Raw genomic sequence first — 26,470 nt, 5'->3', positions numbered from 1 at the left:
CTTACGCCCGCCGCATCAGCTTGAGCGCGGCGGTCAGGCGAAGACTGCGCTTGCCGGCCAGCGCAGTCGCTTCGAGCACGGCGCTTTCCGCATCGCAGGTGCCGGCGAAGCCGATGCCGACCTCATGGCCGCCGAAGACCGGGTTCTCGCCCATCGCCGAGGTGTGCTCCTGGTTGAGGATCTGGCCCTTCCAGCGGCCCTTCTCGGAGGTATAGGTGCCGAGATAGTAGAAGAACGCATCGCCGCCGAGGATACGGCCGTCGTTCAGCAGCATCACGCCGGTCAGGCCGCCATCGACGCCGTCGAGCACGTGGATGCGGATCGAGTAGAGACCATTGACGATACCACCCTCGCCGACCCCGCCTGCGATCGGGACTTCGTCCTCGGTGATCGGCGTCATCACCGACTGGAACGGCACGCCGGGCAATTCCTTCAGCTCGCCCTTGAAACGATAGAGCTCGCCATCGGGCGCACCCTTAGCAATGAGCGTCGCGTCATCGGTGCCGGCCATCGCGCGGTAGTTCGGATCGGGGTTGTGGCGGACGGTCTGGATCTCGACCGCGACATCCTCACCGTGCTTTTCGTAGGTGCCGATATGGGCGAAGGCCGAGTTGCCGCCGAGCATCTTGCCGCCACCGACATACATCACGCTGCGGCCGACGGCGCCGCCCAGCTCGAACCGGACCTTGTAAAACCCTTCAAACAAGCGCCGTGTCCCCGGCAGCCAACATGCAATCGTTATCTAGCTTGGTTCATAACGCAGCGAAACCGCTTTCGGCCGAAGGCCGCCCACAAAGACAGTCGTTAAAATGCAAGGGTCCGCCAAGGCTGTTGCCCTGGCGGACCCCATTGGGGTACCGGATGGCTCCATCCGGGTCCGATAGCGCTAGGTTGCGGCCATTAAGCGGCGGCCTTGGCGCCGGTCGGAACCTCGGAGATCGTCTTCAGGATCTGCGAAGCGATCTGGTAGGGGTCGCCCTGGGAGTTCGGACGGCGGTCTTCCAGATAGCCCTTGTAGCCGTTGTTGACGAAGGAATGCGGCACGCGGATCGACGCACCACGGTCAGCCACGCCGTAGCTGAACTTGTTCCACGGAGCGGTCTCGTGCTTGCCGGTCAGACGCTTGTCGTTGTCCGGGCCGTAGACGGCAATGTGGTCCATCAGGTTCTTGTCGAAGGCCTTCATCAGGCTCTCGAAGTACTCCTTGCCGCCGACTTCGCGCATGTACTTGGTCGAGAAGTTGGCGTGCATGCCCGAGCCGTTCCAATCGGTGTCGCCGAGCGGCTTGCAGTGGAATTCGATGTCGATGCCGTAGCTCTCAGTGAGGCGCAGCATCAAATAGCGGGCCATCCACATCTGGTCAGCGGCGGTCTTGGAGCCCTTGCCGAAGATCTGGAATTCCCACTGGCCCTTCGCCACTTCGGCGTTGATGCCTTCGTGGTTGATGCCGGCGGCGAGGCAGAGATTGAGATGCTCTTCGACGATCTTGCGGGCGACGCTGCCGACGTTCTTGTAGCCGACGCCGGTGTAGTACGGGCCCTGCGGCGCCGGATAACCCTCTTCCGGGAAGCCGAGCGGACGGCCGTCCTTGTAGAAGAAGTACTCCTGCTCGAAGCCGAACCAGGCGCCTTCGTCATCCAGAACGGTGGCGCGCTTGTTCGAGACATGCGGCGTCCTGCCGTCCGGCATCATGACTTCGCACATCACCAGCACGCCGTTCTCGCGCGCGGCGTCGGGATAGCAGGCAACCGGCTTCAGCACGCAGTCAGAGCTGTGGCCTTCAGCCTGCTGGGTGGACGAACCGTCAAAGCCCCACAGCGGAAGCTGTTCGAGGGTCGGGAACGACGCGAATTCCTTGATCTGCGTCTTGCCGCGCAGGCTCGGCGTCGGCGTATATCCGTCGAGCCAGATATACTCGAGCTTGTACTTGGTCATTGAACCTCTCTGTTGATGATGCAAATCCGTGAGGAACCGAAAGCCAGTCGGCCGCCGCACGCGTACCCGGCCACCATCGGCCGGCTCTTACTAAGCAATTAAAATGCCAGTCGCTGCACTGCGGCACCGCCCAGCCTGCGGATGTCCACAGCGGGCATCGCATTTTTTGCTGCGACAAAGTAGCGCGGCAAACATGCGCCACGGTCAGCCAAAATCTTCTCTCTGTCCCCTCAGCCGCCCGTTTCTGCAGCAAATTCGGCTACGGCATCATCCGCCGATTAATGCGGCGGCAGCGCCGTGTGACAGTTCGTGTCCAACCGCCCGGTGCCCGGCAACCATCGGCTCGGCCCAAGCGTTGGTCAGCTGCATCCTGCCTCGCAGGAAGCAAACCGGGATTTGCACACGAATTGGACAAAACCTGACTATTTCTTGGTCACTTGCACCCTGCCGAGCCCGGACCGATGTTGAAAGCACGGTAACCACACGCGAATGGGTCGGGCGCACCATGGAGGCTCGCACCGGCCAAAGGAGACTTTGACATGATCACCACGGGCCAAAATCAGGGATCGGCAACGATCTATCAATTCCCAGCAGGGGGCCGCGCGGCTCTCGGCGGACGCCGCTACGGCGAAGTGCGGATGGCGCGCGATCTTGCCGCTGAGGTCGAGACCTCGGCATGCAGCGAGAGCTGGTACCACCAGGCCGCCATCGACGACGCCAAGCCGAGCCGCGATCACTGATGTCGATCAGGCAGAGAGGCGTGATACACAAACGTCAGACGACAGAGCAGTAAGAGAGGGTCGGAACGCAGCGTTTCGGCCCTTTTTTCATGCCTGCTCGCAGGCCGTCACCGGCCGCTTCGCATGCCGCAGCCTGGTCAATCCGGCCCGGCCGATCTCGAGCGTGACGCCACCGCCCTTGTAACGCGTGCCGGTCAGCGACAGCCGCTTCGTCAGCGTCACCGCCTTGCCGTCGACTTGCAGATGCGCACGCGTGTCACCATCGAAGAACGCTGTAATGAACTGCGTGCCGTCGGCACAACGATAATTCCGGAAGTCGGACTGCGCCGGCGCTGCCGAGGAACCAAAGACCGTTGTAAGAATTGCGCCGATGACAACGGCATCCCCGCGATAAGTCATATTCTCCCCCCGAGAGGCCGGTTATAGACCTTCCGCGCCGATACTCGTGCGCCAAGACGTCCTGGATCAAGATCTTATCAACAGGCCCGCCCGATGTCAGAAGCTCCTGCCCGTCACCTCAATCTCGCCGGCGCCAGCAATTTTCGTGACCTCGGCGGCTACCAGACGCGTGACGGCCGGACAGTGCGCTGGCGGCAGATCTTCCGCTCCAATCATCTGGCGCATCTCACCGAGCAGGACGTCGCCGTGGTGCGTGGCCTCGGGGTCAGAAGCGCATTCGATTTCCGCGGCGTCGCCGAGCGCGCCGAGGCGCTGTGCGGCATGAATGACGTCACCGTGCATTCCCTGCCCGTCGAGCCGACGGTAGTGGCCGCGCTGCGTAAGATCGCTGGCAACCGCGAGCTGTCCGAAGCCGACGCGATCGACGTGATGCGGGATTCCTATCGCGGCTATGTGCAGGACAACACACCGCGCTATCGCACGCTGTTTACCCATCTGCTCGAAGACCGCGCGCCGCTGGTGATCCACTGCACGGCGGGCAAGGATCGCACCGGCTTTGCCTGCGCGCTGATCCTGCACGCGCTCGGCGTGTCCGAGCAGGTGATCGCGGACGACTATCTCCTGACCAACCGGTTCTACAAGCGCGATCCGGCTCACAGCACCGAGCTGCCCGACGACGTCAAGCAGGTGCTCGGCACCGTGCGCGAGGCGTTTCTGGAGGCTTCGTTCGAGGCGATCGATGCCGACTATGGCAGCCTCGACGGCTATTTCCGCGATGGCCTCGGGCTCGGCCCGGCCGAGCGGAAGGCGCTTGAAGGCCGCTATCTGCAGACCTGATCAGGTCGCTCGATCAGTAGACTTGGCTCAGGCCGCCGCGGCCTCAAGCTCGAGCTCCGCATCGAGATCGGCGATCACGTCCTCGAAGGCCGAGATGGCCTGCTGGATCGCCGCGATCTGCATCAATTCCCAGCTGCTCACCGGTCCGGTACGATTCTGCAGCGCCACGACGAGGTCACGCCGCTGCTCCTTAAGCTGAACGAGCGGTAAACCGTGATCCGGAAGATATCCCATTGCAAACCCCTACCTTGGCTGAGGTTCCGCTTGTACGGAAAGGGTTCTGCAAACGACTTACAGAACTGCCGCAAATTTTATCGAACCTGTCCTCCCCGTAGTCTTACGTAGTGAAGCCCGCACGTCAGGTTTCGGCGCTCTGGGTCGCCTTCAGGATCGTGTCGCACAGCCCGCGGGCGAGCCGCTGCGTGCTTGCGTCGCTCTGGTGCAGTTGGTCCGGATCGGTCGGATCGATCATGCGCTCGAACGAGATATTGTTATGCACGTGCCAATGCCGCATCAGCGCCCAGCGGTGAAAAACGCTGACACCCTTGAGTTCTGCCTTTTTCGAAATCAGCTTCACCATGCATTCCGAGAGCTCCGCCTTGTCATCCTTCAGCATGGCCGTGACATATTGCGGATCAATCAGCATGACGTCCATCTTGGTCGACTTGGCACGCAACAGATCGAGTCCCGCTTCGATCTTCTGGGCAACGGCTTCGATGTTGTAGTCCTGTCGGTGAAAGACCGCGTTGGTTCCAACCTGCCAGATCACCAACGTCGGCTCGAGCTCGAAAATGTCCTCCTGAAAGCGATCGAACTCCTTGTCGGCCTCCTCGCCGCCTCGGCCGCGATTGATAACATCGATCCGCGCATTGCCGTGGGTCGCCGGATCGTTCCGCAAATACATCTCGAGCCAATAGGGATACGGCAGGACATCCGCTCTACCGGCGGTCGACGACGATCCCATAGCGACGATCTTGATCGGACCGCCGCCGGCGATTGCCCTAGCTAGGCAAGGCAATTTGTATTTGAAACCGATGACATCGGCAGGCAGATCGGCAAACATCAAACTATCAACCATTTGAAATACTCGCTCGTTGGCGCCATCTCACGTTGCATATCTCGCCGCAAAATGGCCCTGCATTGCAAATGAAATCCGCCTGATCATAGTGGACAGGAACCTGTTGCTGATACGGAGACCGCCATGAACGGAAAAGCCATCGTCATCACCGGCGCCCTTGGCGCGCTTGGCAAAGTGGTCGCCGAAGAAGCCCTCGCGCGCGGGGCGCGCGTCGCCGGCATCGATCACGCCGCCTCGCAGCTTGCGGCAACCGCCGATCGTATCGAGCTCGGTGGCGTCGATCTCACCGACACCGTGCATGCGACCGCTGCGATCGACAAGGCGGCCGCGCATTTCGGCCGGCTCGACGGACTGATCAACATCGCCGGCGGCTTCACCTTCGAGGCGGTGAGCGACGGCGATCCCGCGACCTGGCAACGCATGTATGCGATGAACGTGATGACGGCATTCAACACCTCGCGCGCGGCGATCCCGCACCTCATCAAATCCGGCGCCGGACGCATCATCAATATCGGCGCGCTCGGCGCCTTGCAGGCCGCCTCCGGCATGGGTCCCTACGCCGCCTCGAAGGCCGGCGTGCACCGCCTCACCGAGTCGCTCGCCGCCGAGCTCAAGGGCAAGGTCACGGTCAACGCCGTGCTGCCGTCGATCATCGATACTGCCGCCAATCGCGCCGCGATGCCGAAGGCCGATATCTCCAAATGGGTGACGCCGAAGGAACTCGCCGAGGTGATCCTGTTCCTCGCCAGCGACGCCGCGAGTGCCGTCACCGGCGCGCTGCTGCCGGTCAACGGGCGGGTCTAGTCCGCAACCAAGAGCCGCAGCTTCGACCTGAAGCGGATGCTCTGCTTGCCGGCGAGCGCTATGCCTTCGCCCTCCGCGGTCTCATCGGTGTAGGAGCCGGTAAACCCGATGGTCACCACCTTGCGTTCCCAGATCGGACGCTCGCCATAGGTCGGCGAATGTTCCTCGTTGGTGACCTCGCCCTTCCACTTGCCGTCGGCCGCGGTGTAGCTGCCATAGGCGAAGAAGAACGAGTCGCCGCCGCGCATCTGGCCGTCGCGCAGCACCATGACGCCCTGGTTGCCGCCAGAGACGCCGTCGAGAAATTCGACGGTGATGTGATAGAGCCCGTTCCGGATCATGCGAATGGTCGCGCCATTGTCCCCGGCCCGACAATAGCCGCTCGGCCGCGCTCTGGGCAAATTCGATCCGCCGCAATGGGCGCAATTCCGCGCTATGCTGCGGCACCGAGTCGCGGCCGGATGCCGCAGGAGCCTGCCTGTTGGAAACCACGCTTTATCCGCCCATCAAACGCTTCCTCGAAAAGCTCGGCTTCACGGTGAAGGGCGAGATCGGCGGCTGTGACCTCGTGGCGCTGAGCGGCGATGATCCGCCCGTTGTCGTGGTTGGAGAGCTCAAGCTCGCCTTCAATCTGGAACTGATCCTGCAGGCGGTCGATCGCGCCGGTGCTGCCGACGAGATATGGATCGCGGCCAAGGTTTCGGCCCGCGGCAAGGGCCGCGAGAGCGACGCGCGGTATCGCAATCTGTGCCGGCGGCTCGGCTTCGGCATGCTCGGCGTCACCGACCGCGGCGACGTCGAGGTGCTGGTGCCGCCGCCGACCGCGACACCACGGCGCAATCCGAAGAAGCGCTCGCGCCTGATCACCGAGCATCGCAAGCGCAAGGGCGATCCTGCAATGGGCGGATCGACGCGTGCGCCGATCATGACCGCGTATCGGCAGCAGGCGCTGGCCTGCGCCTCCGCGATGTCGGATGGACCGCGGCGCGTCAAGGACCTGCGGGCCGAATGCCCTGACGCCGGCAAGATCCTGCAGCATAATGTCTACGGCTGGTTCGATCGCGCCGAGCGCGGCATCTATGTGCTGACCGATGCCGGCCGCGCCGCGCTGAAGCGCTGGCCGCAGCAGCCGAATGGTACGTCAGGGGCAGAAGCTGCCCCGTAACTAACCAACTGGGGGAGATCATGATTGTCGTCACCGGCAGCGTCACCGCCCGCCCCGACTCGTTCGACGAGGTGAAGCGTTTGAGCCTCGAGCATGTGCATCGCTCACGCACCGAACCCGGCTGCATCTCGCACGCAGTCCATGTCGACTGCGAGAATCCGCTCAGGCTGGTGTTTTTCGAGCAATGGGCCGACCGCGCCGCGCTGGCGGCGCATTTCGCGGTCCCCGCATCGCGCGATTTCGTCCGCTCCCTGCAATCTCTGGCAGCTGCGACGACCACCATCGAACTTTATGACGCTCACAAGATTGAGAGACTCTAGCTGCATGGCTGTATTGCCATCCTACATTCATATTGCAATGCAACATTGGGCACCTTACGTATCTTCCGCGATTCAAGGATGAGGCGGCGATGAGCGGAGACTGGAACACCAAATACGGCACTAGGCGCGTGCGGCACGATCCGCCGACGCTGGAAGAGGCAATCTTCGCCGCCATCGGTATCACCGACGACGTGGAGGCCCAGGCCGAGATCGCATCGTCCCTGATGGGCCTGCCCTATGACGAGGTGCTGGCCGAGGTGAAGAAGACCGCGCGTGTCAGCGCCCGCACCGGCACCGCAACCCGCGTGATCGCCGGCGAACAGGGCGCCCAGCGCTCCGTCGTGGTCGAGCGCCGCGTGGTCCGCCGCTTCGCGATCGACAAACGCACCGGCACCTGAAAAGCAACATCCGTTGGTTCAAAGAAAAAGGGCAATCCGCTGAGCGGATTGCCCTTTTTGTATTTGATCTGAGTTTTTGAGCTCAGGCGGCCCGGCCCCAGCCGGACATCTGCATCACCATTCGCCAATAGGCCCGGTTCATGTCGACGAGCGCGCACGCGGCCGCGACAGCTGTCACCGGGGCGATCGTCGGCGCAGGCACGGGTTGGTGTTGCTCGGTCAGGTCGATGCTGCCGGTCGACTCGCCGTGGCGGAACGTCAGCTGCGCACCGAACTTGGTGGCAAGCGCGCGCATCGCGTCGTTCTGCGCGCCGGTGGTGATGCGCAGGCTTGTGTAGCCCTTGGCATGCGCCTCGGCGATCAGCTTGCGGAACAGCGTGCTGCCGACGCCCTTGCGCCGCACCGACCGCTCGACGCTGAAGGCGATCTCGGGCTGCGCGTCGGGCGACTGCTCCGGCGGATGCAGCTCGGCCGCACCGCGAACCACGCCATCCTCGAAATAGGCGATGATGACCGTGCCGTCGTTGGCGCAGCGCTCGGCATAGCGGCGGATGAAACTGTCGTCGATGAAGCCATGAAAACGATCATGACGGCTGGTTCGATCCAGTCTCAGCAGATGATCGCGCAGCAGAGGAAGCTCCTCCTGCTGGCTCAACGTCCGCACGGTGCCTCGGGCAGATGTCGAACTGATGGAATCGTGGTTCACTTCATAACTCCTCTTGGTAGCCCTCGAGGAGGCGTCGACTCCCTAACCCGTCCTATATTGTGCGCCGCACCATATAATTCAAGTGTCTAGATTCATTTAAATAAACAGTGATGTGATCAGAAAATCACATCATTGCCACATCATAATACCAGCTGCGTCTGGGTAACGACCGCAACCAGTTTCCCATCCTCGGTTTCCAGCCTGGTCTGCCAGACCTGGGTCCGGCGGCCCCGGTGAACCGGCGTCGCCGTGGCGATCACAGTGCTCCCCTCCTTGGCGCCGCCGATGAAGTTGGTCTTGCTCTCCAGCGTCGTGGTGCCTTTGGCGTCCTCAGGCAGGTTGATCACGGTGGCGGCCGCGCCGACCGAGTCGGCAAAGGCCATCACTGCGCCGCCGTGGATCGTGTTCCGCAGGGTACAGAGGTCTGGCCGCACCACCATCCGCGCGACCACGCGATCCTGGCTGGCCTCGGTGAAGATGACGCCCTTCAGTTCCGCGAACGGCATCTTCATCGACTGGATCTTTTCGAGCGGCGTCATGGGCACTCCCTGCTTTGTAGCCTTCGTACCGGCATGATGGATGGACCGGCCGGGCGCGGCAATGACGTCCGAGGTAATGGCGACCATGACGTTATGCCGTCGGTGACAACGGGCCGCCAAGCCTGCATACCGTCGTCGATGCGCGACTTCCCTCCCCGCCGGATCGTCTGCTTGACCGAAGAGACGGTCGAAACGCTGTATTTGCTCGGCGAGCAGGACCGCATCGTCGGGGTCTCAGGCTACGCGGTGCGCCCGCCGCAGGTCCGCCGCGAGAAGCCGCGGGTGTCGGCATTCATCTCCGCCGACATACCGAAGATCCTGGCGCTCGACCCCGATCTGGTGCTCGCCTTCTCCGACCTGCAGGCCGACATCGTCGCCGATCTCGTGCGCGCCGGTGTCGCCGTTCATGTCTTCAATCAGCGCGACGTCGCCGGCATCCTCGCAATGATCCGCAGCCTCGGTGCGATGGTAGGCGCGGCCGATCGCGGCGAGCGGCTCGCGCAAGGCCTCGAACAACGGCTGGCCAAGATTGCGGCAACGCCACGTCCGACGCCGCGGCCAAAAGTCTATTTCGAGGAATGGGACGAGCCGCTGATCAGCGGCATCGGCTGGGTGTCCGAACTGATCGAGATCGCCGGCGGCGAGGACGCTCTGCCGCACCTGCGTGCGCACAAGGCCGCCAGGGATCGCATCGTCTCGGCAGATGCCGTGCGCGCAGCGATGCCCGACGTGATCCTGGCATCCTGGTGCGGCAAGAAGGTCGTGGTCGACCGCATCAGGGCCCGTGGCGGCTGGAGCGACATTCCGGCCGTCCGCAACGATCGCATCGTCGAGATCAAGTCGCCGATCATTTTGCAGCCCGGCCCCGCCGCGCTGACCGATGGGCTCGATGCGATCGTCAATGCGTTGTGGTCGCGGCACCCATGATTACTCGCCTCAATCAGTATAAGGCTTTGGGATAGCGCTCGTTGCTCACGTCACCGCATTCACGACCTGATATTCTTGCCGGCGCCACACCTCGCCATTGATCACTTCCTCAATGATCTCGGCGGCCTTCAGCACCTCCGCTTCGCCGATATAGAGCGGTGTGATCCCGAACCGCATGATATCAGGCGCCCGGAAGTCACCGATCACGCCGCGGGCAATCAGCGCCTGCATGGCGGCATATCCGCCGGCGAAGGCGAAGGAAACCTGCGACCCACGCTGCGCATGCGCCGGCGGCGTTACCAGCCTCAGCGACGGACAGCGTCGCGCGATCTCAGCTATCAACAGGTCGCCTAGCGCGAGCGAGCGAGCGCGGACTTCGCCCATATCGACACGATCCCAGATGTCGAGCGATGCCTCCAGCGCGGCCATCGCCAGCACCGGCGGTGTGCCGACACGCATGCGCTCGACGCCATCAGCAGGTTGATAACCAAGATCGAAGGCGAACGGCTTTGCGTGCCCCATCCAGCCCGACAACGCGGCGCGCGCTTGATCGGCATGCTTCGGCGCGACGTAAAGGAAGGCCGGCGCGCCGGGTCCAGCGTTGAGATATTTGTAGGTGCAGCCGGCTGCGAAATCGGCGCCGACGCCGGCGAGGTCGACCGGCAGCGCGCCGGCCGAATGGGCCAGATCCCAGACCGTGACGATGCCGAGCGCATGCGCCTTCGCCGTCAGGGTCCGCATATCGTGGCGACGGCCGGTGCGGTAGTCGACCTCAGTCAAATAGAGCACCGCAACCTCGTCCGACAGCGATGGCTCGACCTCCTCCGGGGCCACCAGCCGCAATTGATGGCCGCGCCCGAGCGTGGCGATCAGGCCTTCCGCCATATAGAGATCGGTCGGGAAATTACCCGTGTCGGACAGAACGACCTTGCGCTCCCGGTTCATCTCGAGTGCGGCCGCAAGCGCCTGATAGACCTTGAGCGACAGCGTGTCGCCAATCATCACCGTACCGGACGCGGCGCCGATCAGGCGAGCGATGCGGTCGCCCACGCGGCGCGGCTGCACATACCAGCCGGCACTGTTCCAGGCGCGAATGAGCTCATCGCCCCACTCGGCCGTGATGACATGCGCAACGCGTTCGGCAACGCCCAGTGGCAGCGCACCAAGCGAGTTGCCGTCAAGATAGATGACGTCAGCAGGCAGATGGAACATCGCCTTGGTGTCGTCGTAGACGCGCAGCTGCGATTTCGCTTCGATCATGACAATTCGCCTAGAGGACGGTGCGGACACGCCACAGTTCGGGAAACAGCTCGACCTCGAGCATCCGCTTGAGATAGCTGACCCCGCCAGTACCGCCGGTGCCGCGCTTGAAGCCGATGACACGCTCCACCGTCGTCACGTGATTGAAGCGCCAGCGGCGAAAATAATCCTCGAAGTCGACCAGTTTCTCGGCGAGCTCGTAGAGCGTCCAATTGGCCTCCGGAGCTTCGTAGACGCGGCGCCAGGCTTGCATCACGCCCTGGTCGAAGTGATGGGTCTCGTGGACGTCGCGTGACAGGACGGTCGCGGGCATGGTGAGCCCCTTGCGGTCGGCAAGCCGGAGCACCTCGTCATAAAGACTCGGCGTCGCAAGCTCGGTCTTGAGCAAAGCCGTCACCTCGGAGTCATGCGCATGCGGCTTCAACATCGCGCCGTTGCGATTGCCGAGCAGATACTCGATCAGCCGGTATTGATACGACTGGAGGCCCGAGGATTGTCCCAGCCGCGAGCGGAAATGGGTATATTCGCTGGGCGTCATGGTCCGCAGCACGTCCCAGGCATTGTTCAACTGCTCGAAGATGCGGGAGACACGCGCGAGCATCTTCATCGCCGGTGACACTTCTTCGCGGGCGATGGCGTGGCGGGCGGCCCGGAGCTCGTGGATGGCGAGCCGCATCCACAATTCGGAGGTTTGATGCTGGATGATGAAGAGCATCTCGTCATGCGCGTCGGAAATCGGGTGCTGGGCGCCGAGCAGCGCATCGAGTTGCAGATAGTCGCTATACGACATTTTCCGGGCGAAATCGGTCTCGGCGCCCTCGACCGCGGGATCGTAGTCGTTGCTGCTCATGACACATCCTCTCGATCGATCTCCGCCTCAAGCAAGGCCCAGAAGGCACCTCGTGATGGCAGAGGATGGATCCTTCAGCCCATCGACAACAGTAAAATGGTTATGCCCGGGGTCGACGACGAGATGCGTGGGCACGTCGAATCCGGTCCAGATGTTAGCCATCAGCTCAGCCTGACGGATGAACTCGGGTCGCTCGCTTCTGCCGACCCAGGTGGTCAGCGGCGACTTGCCTCGTGGCAGATGCAAAGCGGCGCTTTCGAGCGCCGCCTCGCCCATGTTCATCCGCAGCGTCCCGTTCATTGCCGTCTTCAGGAGCGGTCGCAGGTCGTGCAGACCGCTGATCGACAGCGTCGCCACGATCCTGTCGTAGACCTCAGGTTCGAGACGGCTATCGTCGCACAGCATGCGCGTAACGAGATGGCCGCCTGCGGAATGACCGACCAATCGAATAGGCCCGGAGACTTGGGCAGCAGCCGAAGCGATCGCGCCCGCGATCTCGGCCGTGATGTCCGAGATGCGCGCGGCCGGTGCCAGCGTGTAGCTCGGCAGCGCCACCGTCCAGCCGTGGCTTCGCGCACCCTCGGCGAGGTCGGTCCATGACGATTTGTCGAAGCGCATCCAGTAACCGCCATGCACGAAGACGACGAGACCTTTGCTGTCGCCGTCCGGCAGGATCAGGTCGAGACGCTGCCGCTCTCCCGATCCATAGGCAATATCCGCCTTGAATGATTTAAGTCCGGCACGATAGGCCGCAGCCCGCTCCGCCCACCGCGCCGGCAGCGCATCCGACCCCGGCACGTGGGCCGAATTGGCGTAGGCATCATCCCAATCGCGCATCGTGGCTCCTCGGAGACTCGCCGTCGATCAGGCGCCATTTTGCCACCGGCGCGGCTGTTCGCCCAGCCTTTATTTTAAACCTAAAGCATCTGGTTGACCCGCGCCCGATCCCTCCCCGGCAAACGGAGCGATAGCGCGGCGGGCCCGCAATGCAGAAAGGCTACGCCTTCTCCACCCCGCACCACTCCGTGATGAACAGCGCCATGGCCTTGGTCGCTTGCCGCAGCGAGTCCAGCTCGACATACTCGTTGAACCCGTGCATCGCCGCGCCGCTGGCGCCGAAGCAGAGGCTCGGGATGTCGTAGTTCAGGCCGTAGAACCGTGTGTCGGTCAGCGCGGTGAAGGCGCGATCCTCCACCGCCCCGCCATAGACCGCCTGGTGCGCCCTGGCGAATGCGGCTTCCGGCGCCTCGGAATTCACCAGCTCGTAGCCCTCCGACAGGAAGCCCGACCATTCGACCTGCGGCGGATTGTTGGAAAGGAAGCGGTGGTCGCGCGCCGCCGCCGACACGCAGGCCAGAATCTCCTTCTGGCACTCGGTGATCGACCAGCCCGGCAGCACCGCAATGCGGCAGTCGACGTCGCACCAGGCCGGCACGCTGGAGGCCCAGTCGCCGCCCTTGATGATGCCGGGGTTGAAGTTGATCGGATGATTGACGTCCTTGAAATGCTTGTCGGCCTTGGCGCGCTCGTTCCAGGCGATCTCGAGCTTCTCCAGCGCGTGCACCAGGTGATACGCCGCCATGATCGCGTTCGATCCGGCACCGGCCTCGAACACATGCACCGGGAAGCCACGCACCTTCAGGCGGAACCAGATCACGCCGACCTGCGAGCGGATCATCTTGCCGTTGGTCGGCTCCGGGATGAAGCAGGCATCGGCGCGATAGCCGCGCTGCAAGGTCGAGAGCGCGCCGACGCCGGTGCTCTCCTCCTCGATCACGGACTGGAAATGAATCCGCGCGGTCGGCTTCAATCCGGCCTTCTTGATCGCATCCAGCGCATAGAGCGCGGCGATGGTGCCGGACTTCATGTCGCAGGCACCGCGGCCGTACATCCTGCCGTCCTTGATGACGGGCGAGAACGGCGGCGTCTCCCACATCTCCAATGGACCGGTCGGCACAACGTCGCAGTGCCCCTGCAGGATCAGCGATTTGCCGGCATTGGTCGCGGGGCGGTAGGTGCCGACCACCGTGCGCGCCTTCGAGAAATCATGCTCGATCGGGCCGAATCCGCGCAGATCTCTGAGATCGTCGAGATTGATGTGCCAGTCGTCGACCTCGTAGCCGCGCTCGCGCAGCAAATCGCCGATCATGTCCTGGCACGGCCCCTCGGCGCCGCGGGTCGAGGGGATCGCGACGAAGGCCTGCGTCGTCGCAAGCTGCGCATCGAATCCCTCGTCAACGGCGGCAAGGATTCGTTGTTGCGTCTCGGCAGTCATGCGGCAGCTCCATGGGGGGACATCAGACAAGGTGGGAGCCGCAGCGTAACCTGCTTTCACCCGGCCGGGTATTGCGCAAAATAGGCATCCCGCAATGCATCTTCGAGCAGACGGCCTTCGGAATAGCCATCGAGCGTCTTCGGCCGCGTCACGCCGTCGAGCAGCCGCGGACACGGCTCGGGCGCACCGAGCACGGTGCGCACCGGAATCCGCTCGGCATAGATCGGCAGTTCGTAATCCTCGTCGTCGTCGGCGACGCCCTTGGCGCGTACCTTGGCCGAGGCCTCCTCGATCTCCATCGCGATGAACGAGGTCGCCTTGATCTCTTGCTTGTTGCTGGCGCGCAGGCCCGCGGTGCGGTCGGGAAAGAAGCGATCGACCATCGCGACGACCGCCCGCTCCTTCTCCTCGGGATCGGTGACGAGATAGGCCGACCCGAACGCCATCACCGCGCGATAGTCGGCCGAGTGATTGAAACCGCAGCGCGCCAGCACCAGGCTGTCGAGATGGGCAACCGTCAGGCACACGCGCTGGCCCTCGGACTGGTTCTCCAGCATGCGGCTCGCGCTCGAGCCGTGCCAATAGAGTTTGGTGCCCTCGCGCCAGAAGAAGGTCGGCGTGCAATAGGGCTGGCCGTCGATCACGTAGGAGACGTGGCACAGCATCGAAGCGTCCAGGATCCTGTGCACGGTGGCATGATCGTAGAAGCCGCGGTCATGGCGACGCTTGACCCGGTTGCGGGACGACGTTGGGTAGGACGACTTGGGATAGGACGGAGTGGATGCGCCTTCGGTCACGGCTCGCCTCATTGAAATCTGGAATCTGTCCAGAGTTGTAGCTGTTCATTTGGTCTGCGATAGTGCCAATTCCATGCGAAAAATTCCGACCAATTCCCGAGAACCAGCGGCGCGCAAGCCGGAGCTGCCGCTCGACCTCACCGGCCCGCATGTGACGCCGGGCGCGGCCTCGCAGCAGCGGCTCTATCAGGCTCTGTGCCACACCATCGTCGGCGGCCTGGTCAAGCCGGGCGAGCCGCTGCCGCCGTCGCGCATGCTGGCCAAACAAACCGGCTTTCGCCGCAACGCCGTCACCACGGCCTATGAGCGCCTGATCGCCGACGGCTTTGCGGTGGCGACCACTGGCTCCGGTACGTTCGTCGCGCCGCGGATTCCGGCGCGGGCCGGTGCAGAGCGACGCACCAAGATCGAGATCGAGCCGCCGCAGCACAATGCGCTCTCGCTCGGCTGCACCCATATCGACGAGCGCGCGCTGCAGCGCTTCCGCGCCTTTGCCGGCCGCAGGCTACGCGCCTTCGGGTCCGAGCATCTGCACTACGGCGATCCCCGCGGCAGCAGCGAGTTGCGCGCCGCGATATCGGATCATCTGCTGTCGGCGCGCGGGCTGCGCTGCGACCCCGACCAGATCATGCTGGCCTCGGGCACGCTGCACGCGCTGCGCATCGTGCTCGGGGCCATCCTCAAGCCTGGCGACAAGGTCTGGTGCGAAGACCCCGGCTATCCGGCGGCGCGGCGCGCGATCGAGCATTGCGGCTATCGGCCGGTCTCGGTGTCGGTCGATGGCGCCGGCATGCGCATCGACAAGGGGCGCATCTCCGGGCCGCAGGCGCGCGCCGCCTATGTCACGCCGTCGCACCAGTTTCCGCTCGGTGTGCAGATGTCGATGCCGCGCCGGCTCGAACTGCTCGACTGGGCCAGGGACGCCGGCGCCTTCGTGTTCGAGGACGACTACGACAGCGAGTTCCGCTATGACGGCGCGCCGCTGCTCTCGCTTGCCGGCATCGATCATCTGCGCCGTGTGATCTACATGGGCACGTTTGCCAAGACGCTGTTTCCGGGATTGCGGATCGGTTACTGCGCCCTGCCCGAGGCCTTGATCGGTCCGGTGACGGCGGCGCGCGCCGCGCTCGACCGCTTTCCCGGCACGTTGATGGAAGGCGCGGTTGCCGACATGCTGAACTCCGGTGCCTTCGCTGCCAATCTGCGCAAGTCGCGAAAGCTCTATCGCGAGGCGCGCGACGTCCTGGCCGCGACACTTACCGACGCATCGGAGGGTGAGCTCACGGTTCCCGTGCCGTCACAGGGCCTGCATCTCGTGGCGCGGCTCGATCCCGCAACCGACCCGCTGGTTGCTGCGCAGGCAAAGGCAGCCGCAGGCGTCGGCGGCTGGCTGCTCGCCGAGACCTATCGTCGCGCGCGGCCACTGCCTGGCTTCGTGCTGGGATTCTCCGGTCATCCGGTTCCGCAACTCGTCGCGGCGGCGGAACAACTGGCGAAGACAACGCTGACAGCGCTGCGCGCGACGCGCAAGCAATCCACGAAGGCGCGAGGTCCCAAAGCGCGATGAGATTGGATTGAATCGTCATGGCGCTTTAGCTCGTTGTTTGAGCATGGTCTTTTCGGAAAACCGCTTCGCACTTTTCCGGATCATGCTCTAGGAGAATCGGAGCCGCCTGACTATGGTCGCCGCTCGTTCAGTCAGTGTCCGCCCAAGGAGATACCGGATGCCCAATCGCAACGTCCTGTATCTCGTGATCGGCGCGCTGGTCGTGATCGCAGGCATGCTCGGTTACAATCTTTATCAGGCGAAGAAGCAACCCGAAGGCTTGCAGATCAATGTCGGCCCCGACGGGCTCAAGATCCAGAACAAGTGAAGGAGACAGCGATGCTGCGCATGAGGCTGGTCGCGCTGGTCGGCGCCGTCGCACTTGGTGCGATCGCTCACTCCGCCTCTGCGCAGCAGGCCTTGATGCGCGAGGGCGACATCGTCGACCTGAGGGTCGGTCAGCGGGTCCTCGTCGATGATGGTTCGTGCCCGGCCGGGCAGATCAAGCAGGTCATCGGCTCCAGGCTGAGCGAGACCGGTGTGGTTCGGACCCTCACCTGCGTGCCGCGGCTCGCCAAAAAGTAAAACGCCTCGCTGTCGGGAGGCGCTTCCTTCATCCCAACATCGAAACGCTACTCAGTTCGAGATCGGCTCGAACATGCATTGCAGGGTCGGCTTGGCGATCTTGGTGAACGTCGGGCCGATTTCGCTTTGCTTGGAGGGCGGCACCCAATCGGTCTCGATGGTCGGCACGCCGGTCTCGCTGATTCCGCGCAACAGCGCCTGGCGCAGATCGGGATCGTCCACCGTCGCAGCCGCGTGGTCATGCAGGCAACCGCAGACGGCTTCCGGATGCGCCCAGCGGCCGAGCATATGCGGCGCGCACTGGCGCACGAATTCGTCGCGCGGCTCAGGCACCCGGTACAGCGACCGGATCTGCATCGATTCGAGCGGAAGTTGGGATTGGGCCTGCGCGGAACCCGCCAAAACGCCGGTCAAGGCGAACGATGCGAACATCGCGGCGGAACAAATTCGGAGCAACATGGGAAGCCTTTACCGGCGTTTCTGTTTTGCGCGTCGCGATCAGTTGGCCTGCGCCACCACCATCGGGGCCGAGGTGACGACCGGCGAGCCGTTATAGGAGAAGGTGCCGATGCCGGGCAAACCGTTGTCGGGGGTCCCGGCCATCGACGAACCGGCCATCACGAAGGCGAAGGCGAGGATAAGGCTCATGGTCCGCATCTGACAGTCTCCGTCATTCGGGTCGGCGCCTGGCGCCGTTGTGTTGACGGATTGATAACGATCTGCCGTTTCGGGAGTTCTGCGGAACAAGCCGAAAATGGTTTCGTCGGAATGAGAATTGTTTCGTCGGCCGATGCTCGACGAAACATTCGGCGGAAAATCCCAATGCTTTCAATGGTGGCGCTCGATAAAGCAGCCTGATCAAGATTTCGAGCGGTCAACCGACCCGGCTGTCGGTGGTTCGATTATGCCTGCGAATTGAGTGGGCTACCGCGCTTTCTTAACTTTCCTCTGCTGAGACAGGAAGCAGCGCAGAAGGGCGGCGTGAACCAGCGGACGGTTCGGTCGACTCATCTGGGCACCGTGCAACCATCTCCGCGGTGGCACGTTGTCATGATCGTGATCCAACGATCCAATCCAACGAGGGATGTCAGTCGTGGGCAATGGCAACATCGGTGTTGGCAATGAATCCGTGGCCGGCAAGTCCGGCCAGCGGCAGCAGATGACCGCCGCGATGCCGCAGCAGGGTGCTCATGTGATGGGCGACAATGAGTGCGCGCCGCAGAAGCTGGTCCGCCTCGTCGGCTGCCGCGACTCAAAGCTCAAGCCGGGCTTCAGCATGCGCGCGAACCAGTTCGGGCAAACCAAGCGCTAGCTCGCCAGTTGCTTGAACCACCCGGGCCAAGCCCCTGCTTCTGCTACTGAATGAACTCGCCGCACTTCTGCACGGCGGCATCGGTCGCGCCCCATGGCATGATCGGCACCGATGACGTGGAGTTCTTCGGCGAGCCCTCGATCAGCTTGTCCGAATAGACCATGTAAACCAGCACATTGCGCTTGGCGTCGCAGCCGCGCACGATCTGCATCTTCTTGAAGAACAGCGACCGTCGCTGCCGGAACATGTCGTCGCCCTGGCCGAGCTTGTTCTTGAAGCGGATCGGCCCGATCTGCCGGCAAGCCAGCGAGATATCGGAGACTTCTTCGGCGAGGCCGAGCCAGCCCTTGAAGCCGCCCTTCTCCGGCACCGTAAAGTGACAGGCGACGCCGTCGACTTCGGGGTCGTCGACGCCATAGGTCGCGAGCTTGTCGTTGGGGCTCACCCATTTGAACACCGTCGAGCGGCGGAAGATCAGGTCCGGTTCGTCGGCTGCGATCGCGGGAACTGCCTGCCCCAGGGTCACCAACGAGGTCAGCAACACCAGCAGCGCCGCACAGCCCCGTCGAGACATCCGACGCACGTCACACAAGCTCACAGTTCTCGATGTCATAGAGGTCTCCGCGGGTGGGTCTCGCCTATGTAGTGCGCAAACGCCGCACAGGAAGGCGCTGACAGTTCGGTGATCAGACCGGGCGCTTTAACCTCTTGTGAGGCTTTTTTGCTACTCTTTCGTCGAAAATTCGCCGCTCACGGAAGGGTTAGATCGCTTGCGCTGGTGAACGCATTCCGCGTCTGCGACAACCAAGGAATAGTTTGGACTGGGATTCGGAATATGCGCGCAAGCGGACATCGGATTTCTATTTTTGATTCTGCGAATGGGCGGTTCTGGCAGTTTGCAATTCTGACGGCGGCGGGCACCATTGCCGCCTCCTCGCAAGCCGATGCAGCGCTGTTCTACTGGAACCGTGACTCCGCCTATTACGGCGATGTCGAGCCGATGCCGCAGCCGGTTCGGCCAAAGCCGAAGCGCAACCCGGCCAAGAAGACTCCGGCGATCGAGAAGGAGGCCGGCAGCAAGCCGCAGGGTCCCCTGATCATCTCGGTCTCGATCGACCACCAGCGGGTCAGCGTCTACGACGCCAACGGCCTCTACGCCGAGAGCCCGGTGTCGACAGGCATGAAGGGACACTCGACCCCGATGGGTGTCTTCAGCGTCATCCAGAAGCAGAAGTACCACCAGTCCAACATCTACAGCGGCGCGCCGATGCCGTACATGCAGCGCATCACCTGGTCGGGGATCGCCATGCACGCCGGTGTACTGCCCGGCTATCCGGCCTCCCATGGCTGCATCCGCATGCCGATGTCGTTCGCGGTCAAGATGTACAATTGGACGCGGATGGGCGCCCGCGTGTTCGTGACGCCCGGCACGATCTCGCCGGAGAATTTCTCGCACCCGTTGCTGGTGACGCAGAAGGTCGCGCCGCAGCAGCCGGTGGCGGACGAGATTCTGAAGATGGATGCGCCGCTCGGCGTCAAGAGCGACAAGGGCGCGGACAAGCCGCAGACCGGTCTCGATTTGCGCAGCAGCGTCGGCCATGCCGCCGCCGCGTCGCTGCGCGACAATACCCACACCGCCGACGCCAGCGGCGCGATGCCGGCGGCGAGCGCGTCGGTGACGATGTCCGACGCGTCGGCCGCGGCGAGCGATCCCATCGCGGAGAAGCTGGCAGCGGACCCGTCGCAGCCGACGAAGCCCGCGACTGCGACAGCCGACAAGCCGGCAGAGACCAATTCCGCCGGCAACGGCAGCGTTGCCGCCGACGACAAGACGGTCGGCGAAACCACCGGCAGCACCGACACTCCAAAGACCGAGGTCTCGGCGAACGACCCGGCGAAGGCCGAAGCCAAGGCCGACGAGCCGAAGCCGGATGCTGCGAAGCCTGATGTCGCCGCGGCGCCCAACAGCGAAGCTTCCAAGGCCGGCGCGACCAAGAGCGCCGACAAGCCCGCCGAGGCCGCAACCGCGGCCGATGCGCCCGACGCCAACAAGGATATCGCCAAGGATCCGGCCAAGGATCCGGCCAAGGATCCGGCACGGTTGCCCGGCATCGCCAAGATCGACGTGTCGAAGCGCGCCGGCCAGATCGCGGTGTTCATCAGCCGCAAGGATTCCAAGCTCTATGTGCGGCAGAACTTTGCGCCGCTGTTCGAGGTGCCGGTGACGATCGCGGCCAGCGATCGGCCGCTCGGCACCCATGTGTTCACCGCGGAAGCCGACAAATCAGATGCCAACCTGCTGCGCTGGTCGGTGGTGACGCTGCCGGCCCGCAACGCCGCCCGCATCGACGTCGAGGAGCGCGCCTCGCATCGCCGCAAGGTCGCGGCCGCAGCACCGGTCGAGGCCAAGCCGCAGCCGGCGACCAACAGCCCGGCCGAAGCACTCGACCGCATCTCGATTCCATCCGACGTGATGGCGCGGATCAATGAAGCGCTCGGCACCGGCGGTTCGATCATCGTCTCCGACCTCGGCGTGAACCAGGGCGAGACCGGCGAAGGCACCGACTTCATCCTGCCGCTGCGCTGAGCCCCTCTATAACGGCTTGTTGAATGCCTGCGCCTGCCCGCCGGACTATGATGCCCCGCATCCGTTCCGGGGACGAGACCATGATGAACCGCAGGACACTGATCATGGCGGCCTTCTCCGCCGCCGCAGGCTCCCGCGCGCTGCATGCCGAGCAGCCCGCGATGAGCCGGATCACCGCCTATGCCTTCTCATTTCCGGCATTGTCCGGCGGCGACATTCGCCTGGCCGACTATGCCGGCCATCCCCTGATGATCGTGAACACGGCCTCACTCTGTGGCTTCACGCCGCAATATGCCGGCCTGCAGCAATTGTGGACCGAATTCCGCGATCGTGGCTTCGTCATCATCGGCGTACCATCCAATGATTTCGGCAGCCAGGAACCCGGCGGCCCGACCGAGATCGCCGAGACCGCGCAGCATCAATACGGCGTCACCTTTCCGATCGCGGCGAAAGCCGTGGTCAAGGGCCCAAACGCGCATCCATTTTACCGGTGGGCGGCGGAAGCGCGTCCGAAGGACGTGCCACGCTGGAATTTCCACAAATACCTGATCGGCCGCGACGGCTACATCGCCGACGCCTTCCCTGAGTCGGTGACGCCCGACGACACCCGTATCAAGACCGGGATCGCACGGGCTTTGGCGGCGGCTTGAGAAGCACCGATAATCCCCGGAATTAACTGGGATTTCGGACACAACCCCGCCAGGTTCATTGCCTTGGCGCCGCCACTGCGACTAGGGTACGATGAGTTGGGGGCGAAAGCGGCCCGGTCGCGGCAAGGCCGCCACCCGGAACGCGATCAGCAGGGAAACACGCCATGCGCATTGCAGCAGGTCTGATTTTCGCAGGGACCGTATCGTTGCTCGCGTCGAGCGCGGCTTGGTCGCAGCAGACGCCGCCGGCCAAGGGCGCCGCAGCGGCTCCCGCGGCCGCCGCTCCAGCGCCTGCCGCGGCGGCGCCCGCGCCAGCCACCGCAGCCGCGCCGCCGAAGCAAGCGCCTCAGCCGGCGCGTGCCGCCTGCAACAATCCGAACGCGCTCGGCGTTGCCCGCACGGTCGAGATCGACACGACGGGCGGACCGGGCTTTGGCTTCGAGCATTTCAAGCAGCTCGACTTCCTGCGCGACCATGAAGTGGTGCTGACCTTCGACGACGGACCTTGGCCGGGCAACACGCCGGCGGTGCTGAAGGCGCTGGCGGACGAATGCACCACGGGCATCTTCTTCCCGATCGGCAAGCACGCCACCTATCACCCTGAAATCCTGCGTCAGGTCTATGCCGCCGGTCACACCGTCGGCTCGCACACCTGGTCGCACGAGAACCTGAACAACAAGAAGCTGACCGAGGATCAGAAGAAAGACGAGATCGAGCGCGGCCTCGCTGCGGTGAAGTGGGCGCTCGAGACCTCACCCTCGCCGTTCTTCCGCTTCCCGGCGCTGCAGCATCCGCCGGAAATGGTCACCTATCTCGGCAACCGGAACATCGCGATCTTCTCCTGCGACCTCGACTCCTTCGACTTCAAGTCGAAGAACTCGCAACAGGTGGTCGACACCGTGATGAAGAAGCTCGCCAAGCTCGGCAAGGGCATCATCCTGATGCACGACTTCCAGAAGCACACCGCGGAAGCTCTGCCGACGCTGCTGACGCAGCTCAAGGCCGGCGGCTTCAAGGTGGTCGCGATGCGCGCCAAGTTCCCGGCGACCGTGCTGCCGCAATACGAGCAGGATCTCGCCAAGGACGTCAAGCTGCCGACCGTGAGCTCGCGGCCGGTCAACAGCGTCGTCACCACCGTCGATCAGTAAAAGCGCCGGCGATCGTCTCGGTGTCTGAGTTGCGTATCGAGGGTTTCGTCATCGTCTCGGCCGATGGCCGGCTGGCCAATGCGCACAACGTGATGCCTGACGAACTCAAGATCGAAGGCGACAAGGAATTCTTCACCGCGGCGCTCGAGCGCGCCGACCTCGTCGTGCACGGCCGCCATTCCCAGGAAGAGCAGCCGAACGCGCCGAAGCGCCGCCGCCTGATCCTGACCGGCAAGGTCGCGGCGATCGCGTCCGATCCGACCAATCCAAAGGCGCTGCTGTGGAATCCTGCCGGCTGCCCGTTCGACACGGCGCGCCGCGAGGCCGGCGTGACCTCGGGCATGGTCGCGATCATCGGCGGTCCCCGCGTGTTCGGCATGTTCATGGACCGCTACGACACGTTCTGGCTCTCGGTCGCGTGGAAGGTGCGCATCCCCGACGGCGAGCCGTGCTTTCCTGGCGTGCCTGCGCGCACCCCGCAGCAGGTGCTATCAGCGCACGGCCTGCACCCCGGCGCGCCGCAGCTGATCGACGCAGAGCACGACGTCAGCGTCACACCGTGGCGGCGGGCAGGTTGAAGACTTTCTCGTAGGGCGGGTTAGCCGAAGGCGTAACCCGCCGCCTCTCGCACCCAATGTGCCGGTCGGCGGATTACGATTCGCTAATCCGCCCTACGCAATTGCGCATTGTCCTACACATCCCCATACGCCGGATCGTCGCGGCGCGGGCCGCGGCCGTAGCCGGCGATGATGAACAGCGCGCCGATCAGCGACAGGTTCTTCAGCGCGTCGATCAGCGTCCTGAGGTTGTCGGGCGCCGGCTGATTCCAGAAATCGTGGAAGTAGAAGGTGGTGACGCACACGAAGATGATCAGCAGCAGCGCGAAGAACCGCGCCAGTACGTTCACCGCGATCATCAGCCCGGCGAGGATCTCAAAGCAACCGACCGCAATCGCCAGCAGCTGCATGAACGGCATGCCGACAAAGGTCTCGATCTGCTGCGCATAGGGCGCAACGATCGCAGGAATCGTCACCTTGGCCGCGAGCACGTCCGCCGTCGCCTGGATGCCGAACAGCTTGCTTGCTCCCGAATAGAGGAACAGCACGGCGAACAGAATCCGCCCGAAGGTGATCAATGCTGGCATGGGTCGGCCTCACTGGATGGCAGAAATCAGACGAAGCAGGCGCGACGATTATGGCCGCCCAGCCTGCTTCGATCAAATCGAATCCGTCTTGAGTCCCCTGCTCAACCGAACAGTGTCGGCTGCGCGCGGCCGGCACGCTCCTGGGCCTCGACCGCGGCGACCGCGGTCATGTTGAGGATGCCGCGCGCGGTCACGCCGGGCGTGAGGATGTGCGCCGGGCGCGCCGGACCGATCAGGATCGGCCCCACTGGCAACGCATTGGCCAGCGATTTGATCATCTGATAGGCGATGTTGGCGGCATCGAGGTTCGGCATGATCAGGATGTTGGCCTCGCCTTCGAGCCGCGATTGCGGCAGCACCATGCGCCGCGCCGCGGCCGACAGCGCGGTGTCGCCCTGCATTTCGCCGTCCGCCTCGATCTCCGGATGCTTGTCCTTGAGGAGCTGGGTGGCCCGCCGCATCTTGCGCGAGGAGTCCGTATCATAGCTGCCGAAGTCGGAATGTGACACGAAGGCGACCTTCGGCTTGAAGGCGAAGCGCTGCGCGTGGATCGCCGCAAGCGAGGCCACTTCCGCCAGTTCCTCCGCGCTCGGATTCGGCCGGACCTGGGTATCGGCGAGGAAATGGGCGCCGGTCGAGGTGATCATCAGCGCCAATGCGGCATAGTCGCTGACCCCCGGCAGGAAGCCGATGATCTCGCGGACATGGCGCAGATGGCTCATGTAGCGGCCTTCGACGCCGCACAGCATCGCGTCGGCCTCGCCGCGCGACACAGCCAGTGCCGCGATGACCGTGTTGTTGGTACGGACCACCGTCCGCGCAGCCTCCGGCGTCACGCCGCGACGTCCGGCAAGGTCGATATAGGACTGCACATAGGAGCGGTAGCGCGGATCGTCCTCAGGATTGACGAGGTCGAAATCGCGGCCGGCCTTGATCGACAGGCCGAAGCGCTTGATCCTGGTCTCGACCACTGATGGGCGGCCGACCAGGATCGGCCGCGCCAGCTTTTCCTCCAGCACCACCTGCGTCGCGCGCAGCACGCGCTCATCCTCGCCTTCGGCGTAGATTACCCGCACCGGCTGGGTCTTGGCCTTGGCGAACACCGGCTTCATGGTCAGGCCGGATCGGAACGCGTAGCGCTGCAGCTCGGCGCAATATTCGTCGAAATTCTTGATCGGCCGCGTTGCAACCCCGGACTCCATCGCCGCCTTCGCCACGGCCGGCGCGATGCGCAGGATCAGGCGCGGATCGAACGGGCTCGGGATCAGCGAGCCCGGGCCGAAGCCCTGCGTCTCACCGCTCTCGAAACCATGGGCCACCGCATCCGACGGCGGATCGCGCGCGAGCTGCGCGATCGCATCCACCGCGGCATGCTTCATCGCCTCGTTGATCGCGGTGGCGCCGACGTCGAGCGCGCCGCGGAAGATGAAAGGGAAGCACAGCACGTTGTTGACCTGGTTCGGATAGTCCGAACGGCCGGTGCAGATCATCGCGTCAGGACGCGCCGCGCGCGCCTCTTCCGGCATGATTTCCGGCACCGGATTGGCAAGCGCCATCACCAGCGGCTTGTCCCCCATCTGCTTGACCATCTCGGGCTTCAGCACGCCCGGCGCCGACAGCCCGATGAAGATGTCCGCGCCCGGAATGACATCGGCCAGCACGCGTGCGTCGGTCTTCTGGGTATAGACCGCCTTCCAGCGATCCATCGTGGTGTTGCGGCCGTCATAGACCACGCCGTCGATGTCGCAGACCCAGATGTTCTTGCGCTGTGCTCCCATCGAGACCAGCAGGTTGAGGGTCGCGATCGCGGCAGCGCCGGCGCCGGAGCAGACGATCTTCACATCGCTCAATTGCTTGCCGTTCAGCAGTAGGCCGTTGACGATCGCGGCGGCGACGATGATGGCGGTGCCATGCTGGTCGTCGTGGAACACCGGGATCTTCATGCGCTCCTTGAGTTGGGTCTCGATCTCGAAGCACTCCGGCCCGCGGATATCCTCCAGATTGATGCCGCCGAAGGTCGGCTCCAGCGCGGCGACGGTCTCGACCACGCGCTCGATCGTGTCGGCCTTGATCTCGATGTCGAACACGTCGATGCCAGCGAATTTCTTGAACAGCACCGCCTTGCCTTCCATGACGGGCTTGGAGGCCAGCGGGCCGATATTGCCGAGGCCGAGCACCGCAGTGCCGTTCGAGACCACCGCCACGAGATTGGCGCGGGCGGTCAGCGTCGCCGCCTCGGCCGGGTTGTTGGCGATCTCGGTGCAGGCGGCGGCGACGCCGGGCGAATAGGCGAGCGCCAGGTCGCGCTGGTTGGCCAGCGGCTTGATCGCCTGGATCTCGAGCTTACCCGGCCGCGGCAGCCGGTGGTAAGCGAGCGCTGCATTATGGAGTTCTTCGGACGATGACGACATGCATGCTCCCCGCGTTTCCGGCCCAAATTTCTTGTTTCTGTGCTAATCCAGGCAAAA

33 protein-coding genes are annotated in these 26,470 nt (G+C 63.9%); 15 read left to right on the top strand and 18 right to left on the bottom strand.

Going from position 1 to position 26,470, the window contains the following annotated elements; translation table 11 throughout:
• Position 1: 1 nt before the first annotated feature.
• Positions 2–706, bottom strand: coding sequence for a hypothetical protein (locus JQ507_14210; GenBank protein QRI72546.1), 705 nt, complete (start codon positions 704–706; stop codon positions 2–4).
• Between the two features lie 194 nt (positions 707–900).
• Positions 901–1,935 carry a glutamine synthetase beta-grasp domain-containing protein gene (locus JQ507_14205; GenBank protein ID QRI72545.1) on the bottom strand — a complete coding sequence of 345 codons (1,035 nt, stop codon included), beginning with the start codon at positions 1,933–1,935 and terminating at the stop codon, positions 901–903.
• Between the two features lie 539 nt (positions 1,936–2,474).
• Here JQ507_14205 and JQ507_14200 point away from each other — a divergent pair.
• Positions 2,475–2,675, top strand: coding sequence for a DUF2735 domain-containing protein (locus tag JQ507_14200; GenBank protein QRI72544.1), 201 nt, complete (start codon positions 2,475–2,477; stop codon positions 2,673–2,675).
• Between the two features lie 87 nt (positions 2,676–2,762).
• On the opposite strand, the gene JQ507_14195 is transcribed toward JQ507_14200, so the two are convergent.
• Entirely contained in the window at positions 2,763–3,074 is a 312-nt protein-coding gene (locus JQ507_14195) for an MliC family protein (protein QRI72543.1), read from the bottom strand.
• 93 nt (positions 3,075–3,167) lie between these two features.
• On the opposite strand from JQ507_14195, the gene JQ507_14190 reads away from it, so the two are divergent.
• Entirely contained in the window at positions 3,168–3,911 is a 744-nt protein-coding gene (locus JQ507_14190) for a tyrosine-protein phosphatase (GenBank protein QRI72542.1), read from the top strand.
• A gap of 27 nt (positions 3,912–3,938) precedes the next feature.
• On the opposite strand, the gene JQ507_14185 is transcribed toward JQ507_14190, so the two are convergent.
• Both JQ507_14185 and JQ507_14180 read right to left on the bottom strand, forming a co-directional pair.
• Complete coding sequence (locus JQ507_14185) at positions 3,939–4,145, bottom strand: hypothetical protein (protein ID QRI72541.1); 207 nt, start codon at positions 4,143–4,145, stop codon at positions 3,939–3,941.
• A 124-nt stretch (positions 4,146–4,269) separates the two neighbouring features.
• Positions 4,270–4,989: an SGNH/GDSL hydrolase family protein gene (locus JQ507_14180; protein ID QRI72540.1), complete on the bottom strand. Its 720-nt coding sequence runs from the start codon at positions 4,987–4,989 to the stop codon at positions 4,270–4,272.
• 123 nt (positions 4,990–5,112) lie between these two features.
• On the opposite strand from JQ507_14180, the gene fabG reads away from it, so the two are divergent.
• On the top strand, positions 5,113–5,793 hold the full coding sequence (fabG, locus tag JQ507_14175; protein ID QRI72539.1) for a 3-oxoacyl-ACP reductase FabG: 681 nt from the start codon (positions 5,113–5,115) through the stop codon (positions 5,791–5,793).
• On the opposite strand, the gene JQ507_14170 is transcribed toward fabG, so the two are convergent.
• Complete coding sequence (locus tag JQ507_14170) at positions 5,790–6,134, bottom strand: hypothetical protein (protein QRI72538.1); 345 nt, start codon at positions 6,132–6,134, stop codon at positions 5,790–5,792. The two genes, fabG and JQ507_14170, sit on opposite strands and share 4 nt — an antisense overlap.
• 140 nt (positions 6,135–6,274) lie before the next feature.
• Here JQ507_14170 and JQ507_14165 point away from each other — a divergent pair, with 140 nt between their 5' ends.
• The 3 genes from JQ507_14165 (at position 6,275) to JQ507_14155 (ending at position 7,676) form a co-directional block, all read left to right on the top strand.
• Positions 6,275–6,958: a hypothetical protein gene (locus JQ507_14165; protein ID QRI72537.1), complete on the top strand. Its 684-nt coding sequence runs from the start codon at positions 6,275–6,277 to the stop codon at positions 6,956–6,958.
• Positions 6,959–6,978: 20 nt separating this feature from the next.
• A complete protein-coding gene (locus tag JQ507_14160; GenBank protein QRI72536.1) occupies positions 6,979–7,278 on the top strand; it encodes an antibiotic biosynthesis monooxygenase in 300 nt (99 codons plus the stop codon).
• Between the two features lie 89 nt (positions 7,279–7,367).
• On the top strand, positions 7,368–7,676 hold the full coding sequence (locus tag JQ507_14155) for a hypothetical protein (protein QRI72535.1): 309 nt from the start codon (positions 7,368–7,370) through the stop codon (positions 7,674–7,676).
• A gap of 82 nt (positions 7,677–7,758) precedes the next feature.
• Here JQ507_14155 and JQ507_14150 read toward each other — a convergent pair whose 3' ends face one another.
• The gene (locus tag JQ507_14150) at positions 7,759–8,382 is read right to left on the bottom strand and encodes a GNAT family N-acetyltransferase (GenBank protein ID QRI72534.1); all 624 of its coding nucleotides are present in this window, start codon (positions 8,380–8,382) and stop codon (positions 7,759–7,761) included.
• A gap of 140 nt (positions 8,383–8,522) precedes the next feature.
• Positions 8,523–8,921, bottom strand: coding sequence for a PaaI family thioesterase (locus tag JQ507_14145; GenBank protein QRI73331.1), 399 nt, complete (start codon positions 8,919–8,921; stop codon positions 8,523–8,525).
• Positions 8,922–9,059: 138 nt separating this feature from the next.
• Here JQ507_14145 and JQ507_14140 point away from each other — a divergent pair, with 138 nt between their 5' ends.
• Positions 9,060–9,848 carry a cobalamin-binding protein gene (locus tag JQ507_14140; protein QRI72533.1) on the top strand — a complete coding sequence of 263 codons (789 nt, stop codon included), beginning with the start codon at positions 9,060–9,062 and terminating at the stop codon, positions 9,846–9,848.
• A gap of 45 nt (positions 9,849–9,893) precedes the next feature.
• Here the strand turns inward: JQ507_14140 and kynU are convergent, their stop codons facing one another.
• The 5 genes from kynU to JQ507_14115 form a co-directional block, all read right to left on the bottom strand.
• Entirely contained in the window at positions 9,894–11,108 is a 1,215-nt protein-coding gene (gene kynU / locus JQ507_14135; GenBank protein QRI72532.1) for a kynureninase, read from the bottom strand.
• Positions 11,109–11,118: 10 nt separating this feature from the next.
• Positions 11,119–11,958, bottom strand: a complete 840-nt coding sequence (gene kynA, locus JQ507_14130) for a tryptophan 2,3-dioxygenase (protein ID QRI72531.1) — start codon at positions 11,956–11,958, stop codon at positions 11,119–11,121.
• Positions 11,959–11,985: 27 nt separating this feature from the next.
• Positions 11,986–12,795, bottom strand: coding sequence for an alpha/beta hydrolase (locus JQ507_14125; protein ID QRI72530.1), 810 nt, complete (start codon positions 12,793–12,795; stop codon positions 11,986–11,988).
• Positions 12,796–12,955: 160 nt separating this feature from the next.
• On the bottom strand, positions 12,956–14,233 hold the full coding sequence (locus JQ507_14120; GenBank protein ID QRI72529.1) for an ArgE/DapE family deacylase: 1,278 nt from the start codon (positions 14,231–14,233) through the stop codon (positions 12,956–12,958).
• 56 nt (positions 14,234–14,289) lie between these two features.
• Complete coding sequence (locus JQ507_14115) at positions 14,290–15,042, bottom strand: pyridoxamine 5'-phosphate oxidase family protein (protein QRI72528.1); 753 nt, start codon at positions 15,040–15,042, stop codon at positions 14,290–14,292.
• A gap of 61 nt (positions 15,043–15,103) precedes the next feature.
• Between JQ507_14115 and JQ507_14110 the strand changes: the two genes are divergently transcribed.
• The 3 genes from JQ507_14110 to JQ507_14100 all read left to right on the top strand — a co-directional run bounded on the left by JQ507_14110 (position 15,104) and on the right by JQ507_14100 (position 17,161).
• Positions 15,104–16,597 (top strand): PLP-dependent aminotransferase family protein, encoded by a 1,494-nt coding sequence (locus JQ507_14110; protein QRI72527.1) that lies wholly within the window; start codon positions 15,104–15,106, stop codon positions 16,595–16,597.
• A gap of 157 nt (positions 16,598–16,754) precedes the next feature.
• A complete protein-coding gene (locus JQ507_14105; protein QRI72526.1) occupies positions 16,755–16,904 on the top strand; it encodes a hypothetical protein in 150 nt (49 codons plus the stop codon).
• A gap of 11 nt (positions 16,905–16,915) precedes the next feature.
• Positions 16,916–17,161, top strand: a complete 246-nt coding sequence (locus JQ507_14100) for a hypothetical protein (protein ID QRI72525.1) — start codon at positions 16,916–16,918, stop codon at positions 17,159–17,161.
• Positions 17,162–17,212: 51 nt separating this feature from the next.
• On the opposite strand, the gene JQ507_14095 is transcribed toward JQ507_14100, so the two are convergent.
• Together JQ507_14095 and JQ507_14090 are read right to left on the bottom strand one after the other, a co-directional pair.
• Positions 17,213–17,620, bottom strand: a complete 408-nt coding sequence (locus JQ507_14095; protein QRI72524.1) for a hypothetical protein — start codon at positions 17,618–17,620, stop codon at positions 17,213–17,215.
• Positions 17,621–17,659: 39 nt separating this feature from the next.
• On the bottom strand, positions 17,660–17,809 hold the full coding sequence (locus JQ507_14090; protein ID QRI73655.1) for a hypothetical protein: 150 nt from the start codon (positions 17,807–17,809) through the stop codon (positions 17,660–17,662).
• 436 nt (positions 17,810–18,245) lie between these two features.
• Here JQ507_14090 and JQ507_14085 point away from each other — a divergent pair, with 436 nt between their 5' ends.
• Entirely contained in the window at positions 18,246–18,473 is a 228-nt protein-coding gene (locus JQ507_14085; GenBank protein QRI72523.1) for a hypothetical protein, read from the top strand.
• Between the two features lie 43 nt (positions 18,474–18,516).
• Here JQ507_14085 and JQ507_14080 read toward each other — a convergent pair whose 3' ends face one another.
• Entirely contained in the window at positions 18,517–19,047 is a 531-nt protein-coding gene (locus JQ507_14080) for a CreA family protein (protein ID QRI72522.1), read from the bottom strand.
• A 261-nt stretch (positions 19,048–19,308) separates the two neighbouring features.
• On the opposite strand from JQ507_14080, the gene JQ507_14075 reads away from it, so the two are divergent.
• The 4 genes from JQ507_14075 to JQ507_14060 all read left to right on the top strand — a co-directional run bounded on the left by JQ507_14075 (position 19,309) and on the right by JQ507_14060 (position 23,436).
• Positions 19,309–21,060 carry a L,D-transpeptidase family protein gene (locus JQ507_14075; GenBank protein ID QRI72521.1) on the top strand — a complete coding sequence of 584 codons (1,752 nt, stop codon included), beginning with the start codon at positions 19,309–19,311 and terminating at the stop codon, positions 21,058–21,060.
• 80 nt (positions 21,061–21,140) lie between these two features.
• Positions 21,141–21,710 carry a glutathione peroxidase gene (locus JQ507_14070; protein ID QRI72520.1) on the top strand — a complete coding sequence of 190 codons (570 nt, stop codon included), beginning with the start codon at positions 21,141–21,143 and terminating at the stop codon, positions 21,708–21,710.
• Positions 21,711–21,874: 164 nt separating this feature from the next.
• Entirely contained in the window at positions 21,875–22,858 is a 984-nt protein-coding gene (locus JQ507_14065) for a polysaccharide deacetylase family protein (protein QRI72519.1), read from the top strand.
• 11 nt (positions 22,859–22,869) lie between these two features.
• Positions 22,870–23,436 (top strand): dihydrofolate reductase, encoded by a 567-nt coding sequence (locus JQ507_14060; protein ID QRI73330.1) that lies wholly within the window; start codon positions 22,870–22,872, stop codon positions 23,434–23,436.
• Positions 23,437–23,549: 113 nt separating this feature from the next.
• Here JQ507_14060 and JQ507_14055 read toward each other — a convergent pair whose 3' ends face one another.
• On the bottom strand, positions 23,550–24,002 hold the full coding sequence (locus tag JQ507_14055) for a DoxX family protein (protein QRI72518.1): 453 nt from the start codon (positions 24,000–24,002) through the stop codon (positions 23,550–23,552).
• Positions 24,003–24,103: 101 nt separating this feature from the next.
• Positions 24,104–26,413: an NADP-dependent malic enzyme gene (locus JQ507_14050; GenBank protein ID QRI72517.1), complete on the bottom strand. Its 2,310-nt coding sequence runs from the start codon at positions 26,411–26,413 to the stop codon at positions 24,104–24,106.
• Positions 26,414–26,470 lie beyond the last annotated feature (57 nt).

Source organism: Bradyrhizobium sp. PSBB068 (assembly GCA_016839165.1).
Taxonomy (GTDB): Bacteria; Pseudomonadota; Alphaproteobacteria; order Rhizobiales; family Xanthobacteraceae; genus Bradyrhizobium.
This window is presented reverse-complemented; position numbering and strand designations above follow the sequence as displayed.

Excerpts from the sequence above, each read along its gene's own strand:
- JQ507_14205 (QRI72545.1), bottom strand. The coding sequence starts at position 1,935 with ATGACCAAGTACAAGCTCGAGTATATCTGGCTCGACGGATATACGCCG.
- JQ507_14200 (QRI72544.1), top strand. The coding sequence starts at position 2,475 with ATGATCACCACGGGCCAAAATCAGGGATCGGCAACGATCTATCAATTC.
- JQ507_14195 (QRI72543.1), bottom strand. The coding sequence starts at position 3,074 with ATGACTTATCGCGGGGATGCCGTTGTCATCGGCGCAATTCTTACAACG.
- JQ507_14190 (QRI72542.1), top strand. The coding sequence starts at position 3,168 with ATGTCAGAAGCTCCTGCCCGTCACCTCAATCTCGCCGGCGCCAGCAAT.
- JQ507_14185 (QRI72541.1), bottom strand. The coding sequence starts at position 4,145 with ATGGGATATCTTCCGGATCACGGTTTACCGCTCGTTCAGCTTAAGGAG.
- JQ507_14180 (QRI72540.1), bottom strand. The coding sequence starts at position 4,989 with ATGGTTGATAGTTTGATGTTTGCCGATCTGCCTGCCGATGTCATCGGT.
- fabG (QRI72539.1), top strand. The coding sequence starts at position 5,113 with ATGAACGGAAAAGCCATCGTCATCACCGGCGCCCTTGGCGCGCTTGGC.
- JQ507_14170 (QRI72538.1), bottom strand. The coding sequence starts at position 6,134 with ATGATCCGGAACGGGCTCTATCACATCACCGTCGAATTTCTCGACGGC.
- JQ507_14160 (QRI72536.1), top strand. The coding sequence starts at position 6,979 with ATGATTGTCGTCACCGGCAGCGTCACCGCCCGCCCCGACTCGTTCGAC.
- JQ507_14155 (QRI72535.1), top strand. The coding sequence starts at position 7,368 with ATGAGCGGAGACTGGAACACCAAATACGGCACTAGGCGCGTGCGGCAC.
- JQ507_14145 (QRI73331.1), bottom strand. The coding sequence starts at position 8,921 with ATGACGCCGCTCGAAAAGATCCAGTCGATGAAGATGCCGTTCGCGGAA.
- JQ507_14140 (QRI72533.1), top strand. The coding sequence starts at position 9,060 with ATGCGCGACTTCCCTCCCCGCCGGATCGTCTGCTTGACCGAAGAGACG.
- kynU (QRI72532.1), bottom strand. The coding sequence starts at position 11,108 with ATGATCGAAGCGAAATCGCAGCTGCGCGTCTACGACGACACCAAGGCG.
- kynA (QRI72531.1), bottom strand. The coding sequence starts at position 11,958 with ATGAGCAGCAACGACTACGATCCCGCGGTCGAGGGCGCCGAGACCGAT.
- JQ507_14125 (QRI72530.1), bottom strand. The coding sequence starts at position 12,795 with ATGCGCGATTGGGATGATGCCTACGCCAATTCGGCCCACGTGCCGGGG.
- JQ507_14120 (QRI72529.1), bottom strand. The coding sequence starts at position 14,233 with ATGACTGCCGAGACGCAACAACGAATCCTTGCCGCCGTTGACGAGGGA.
- JQ507_14115 (QRI72528.1), bottom strand. The coding sequence starts at position 15,042 with ATGAGGCGAGCCGTGACCGAAGGCGCATCCACTCCGTCCTATCCCAAG.
- JQ507_14110 (QRI72527.1), top strand. The coding sequence starts at position 15,104 with ATGCGAAAAATTCCGACCAATTCCCGAGAACCAGCGGCGCGCAAGCCG.
- JQ507_14105 (QRI72526.1), top strand. The coding sequence starts at position 16,755 with ATGCCCAATCGCAACGTCCTGTATCTCGTGATCGGCGCGCTGGTCGTG.
- JQ507_14100 (QRI72525.1), top strand. The coding sequence starts at position 16,916 with ATGCTGCGCATGAGGCTGGTCGCGCTGGTCGGCGCCGTCGCACTTGGT.
- JQ507_14095 (QRI72524.1), bottom strand. The coding sequence starts at position 17,620 with ATGTTGCTCCGAATTTGTTCCGCCGCGATGTTCGCATCGTTCGCCTTG.
- JQ507_14090 (QRI73655.1), bottom strand. The coding sequence starts at position 17,809 with ATGAGCCTTATCCTCGCCTTCGCCTTCGTGATGGCCGGTTCGTCGATG.
- JQ507_14085 (QRI72523.1), top strand. The coding sequence starts at position 18,246 with ATGTCAGTCGTGGGCAATGGCAACATCGGTGTTGGCAATGAATCCGTG.
- JQ507_14080 (QRI72522.1), bottom strand. The coding sequence starts at position 19,047 with ATGTCTCGACGGGGCTGTGCGGCGCTGCTGGTGTTGCTGACCTCGTTG.
- JQ507_14075 (QRI72521.1), top strand. The coding sequence starts at position 19,309 with ATGCGCGCAAGCGGACATCGGATTTCTATTTTTGATTCTGCGAATGGG.
- JQ507_14070 (QRI72520.1), top strand. The coding sequence starts at position 21,141 with ATGATGAACCGCAGGACACTGATCATGGCGGCCTTCTCCGCCGCCGCA.
- JQ507_14065 (QRI72519.1), top strand. The coding sequence starts at position 21,875 with ATGCGCATTGCAGCAGGTCTGATTTTCGCAGGGACCGTATCGTTGCTC.
- JQ507_14055 (QRI72518.1), bottom strand. The coding sequence starts at position 24,002 with ATGCCAGCATTGATCACCTTCGGGCGGATTCTGTTCGCCGTGCTGTTC.
- JQ507_14050 (QRI72517.1), bottom strand. The coding sequence starts at position 26,413 with ATGTCGTCATCGTCCGAAGAACTCCATAATGCAGCGCTCGCTTACCAC.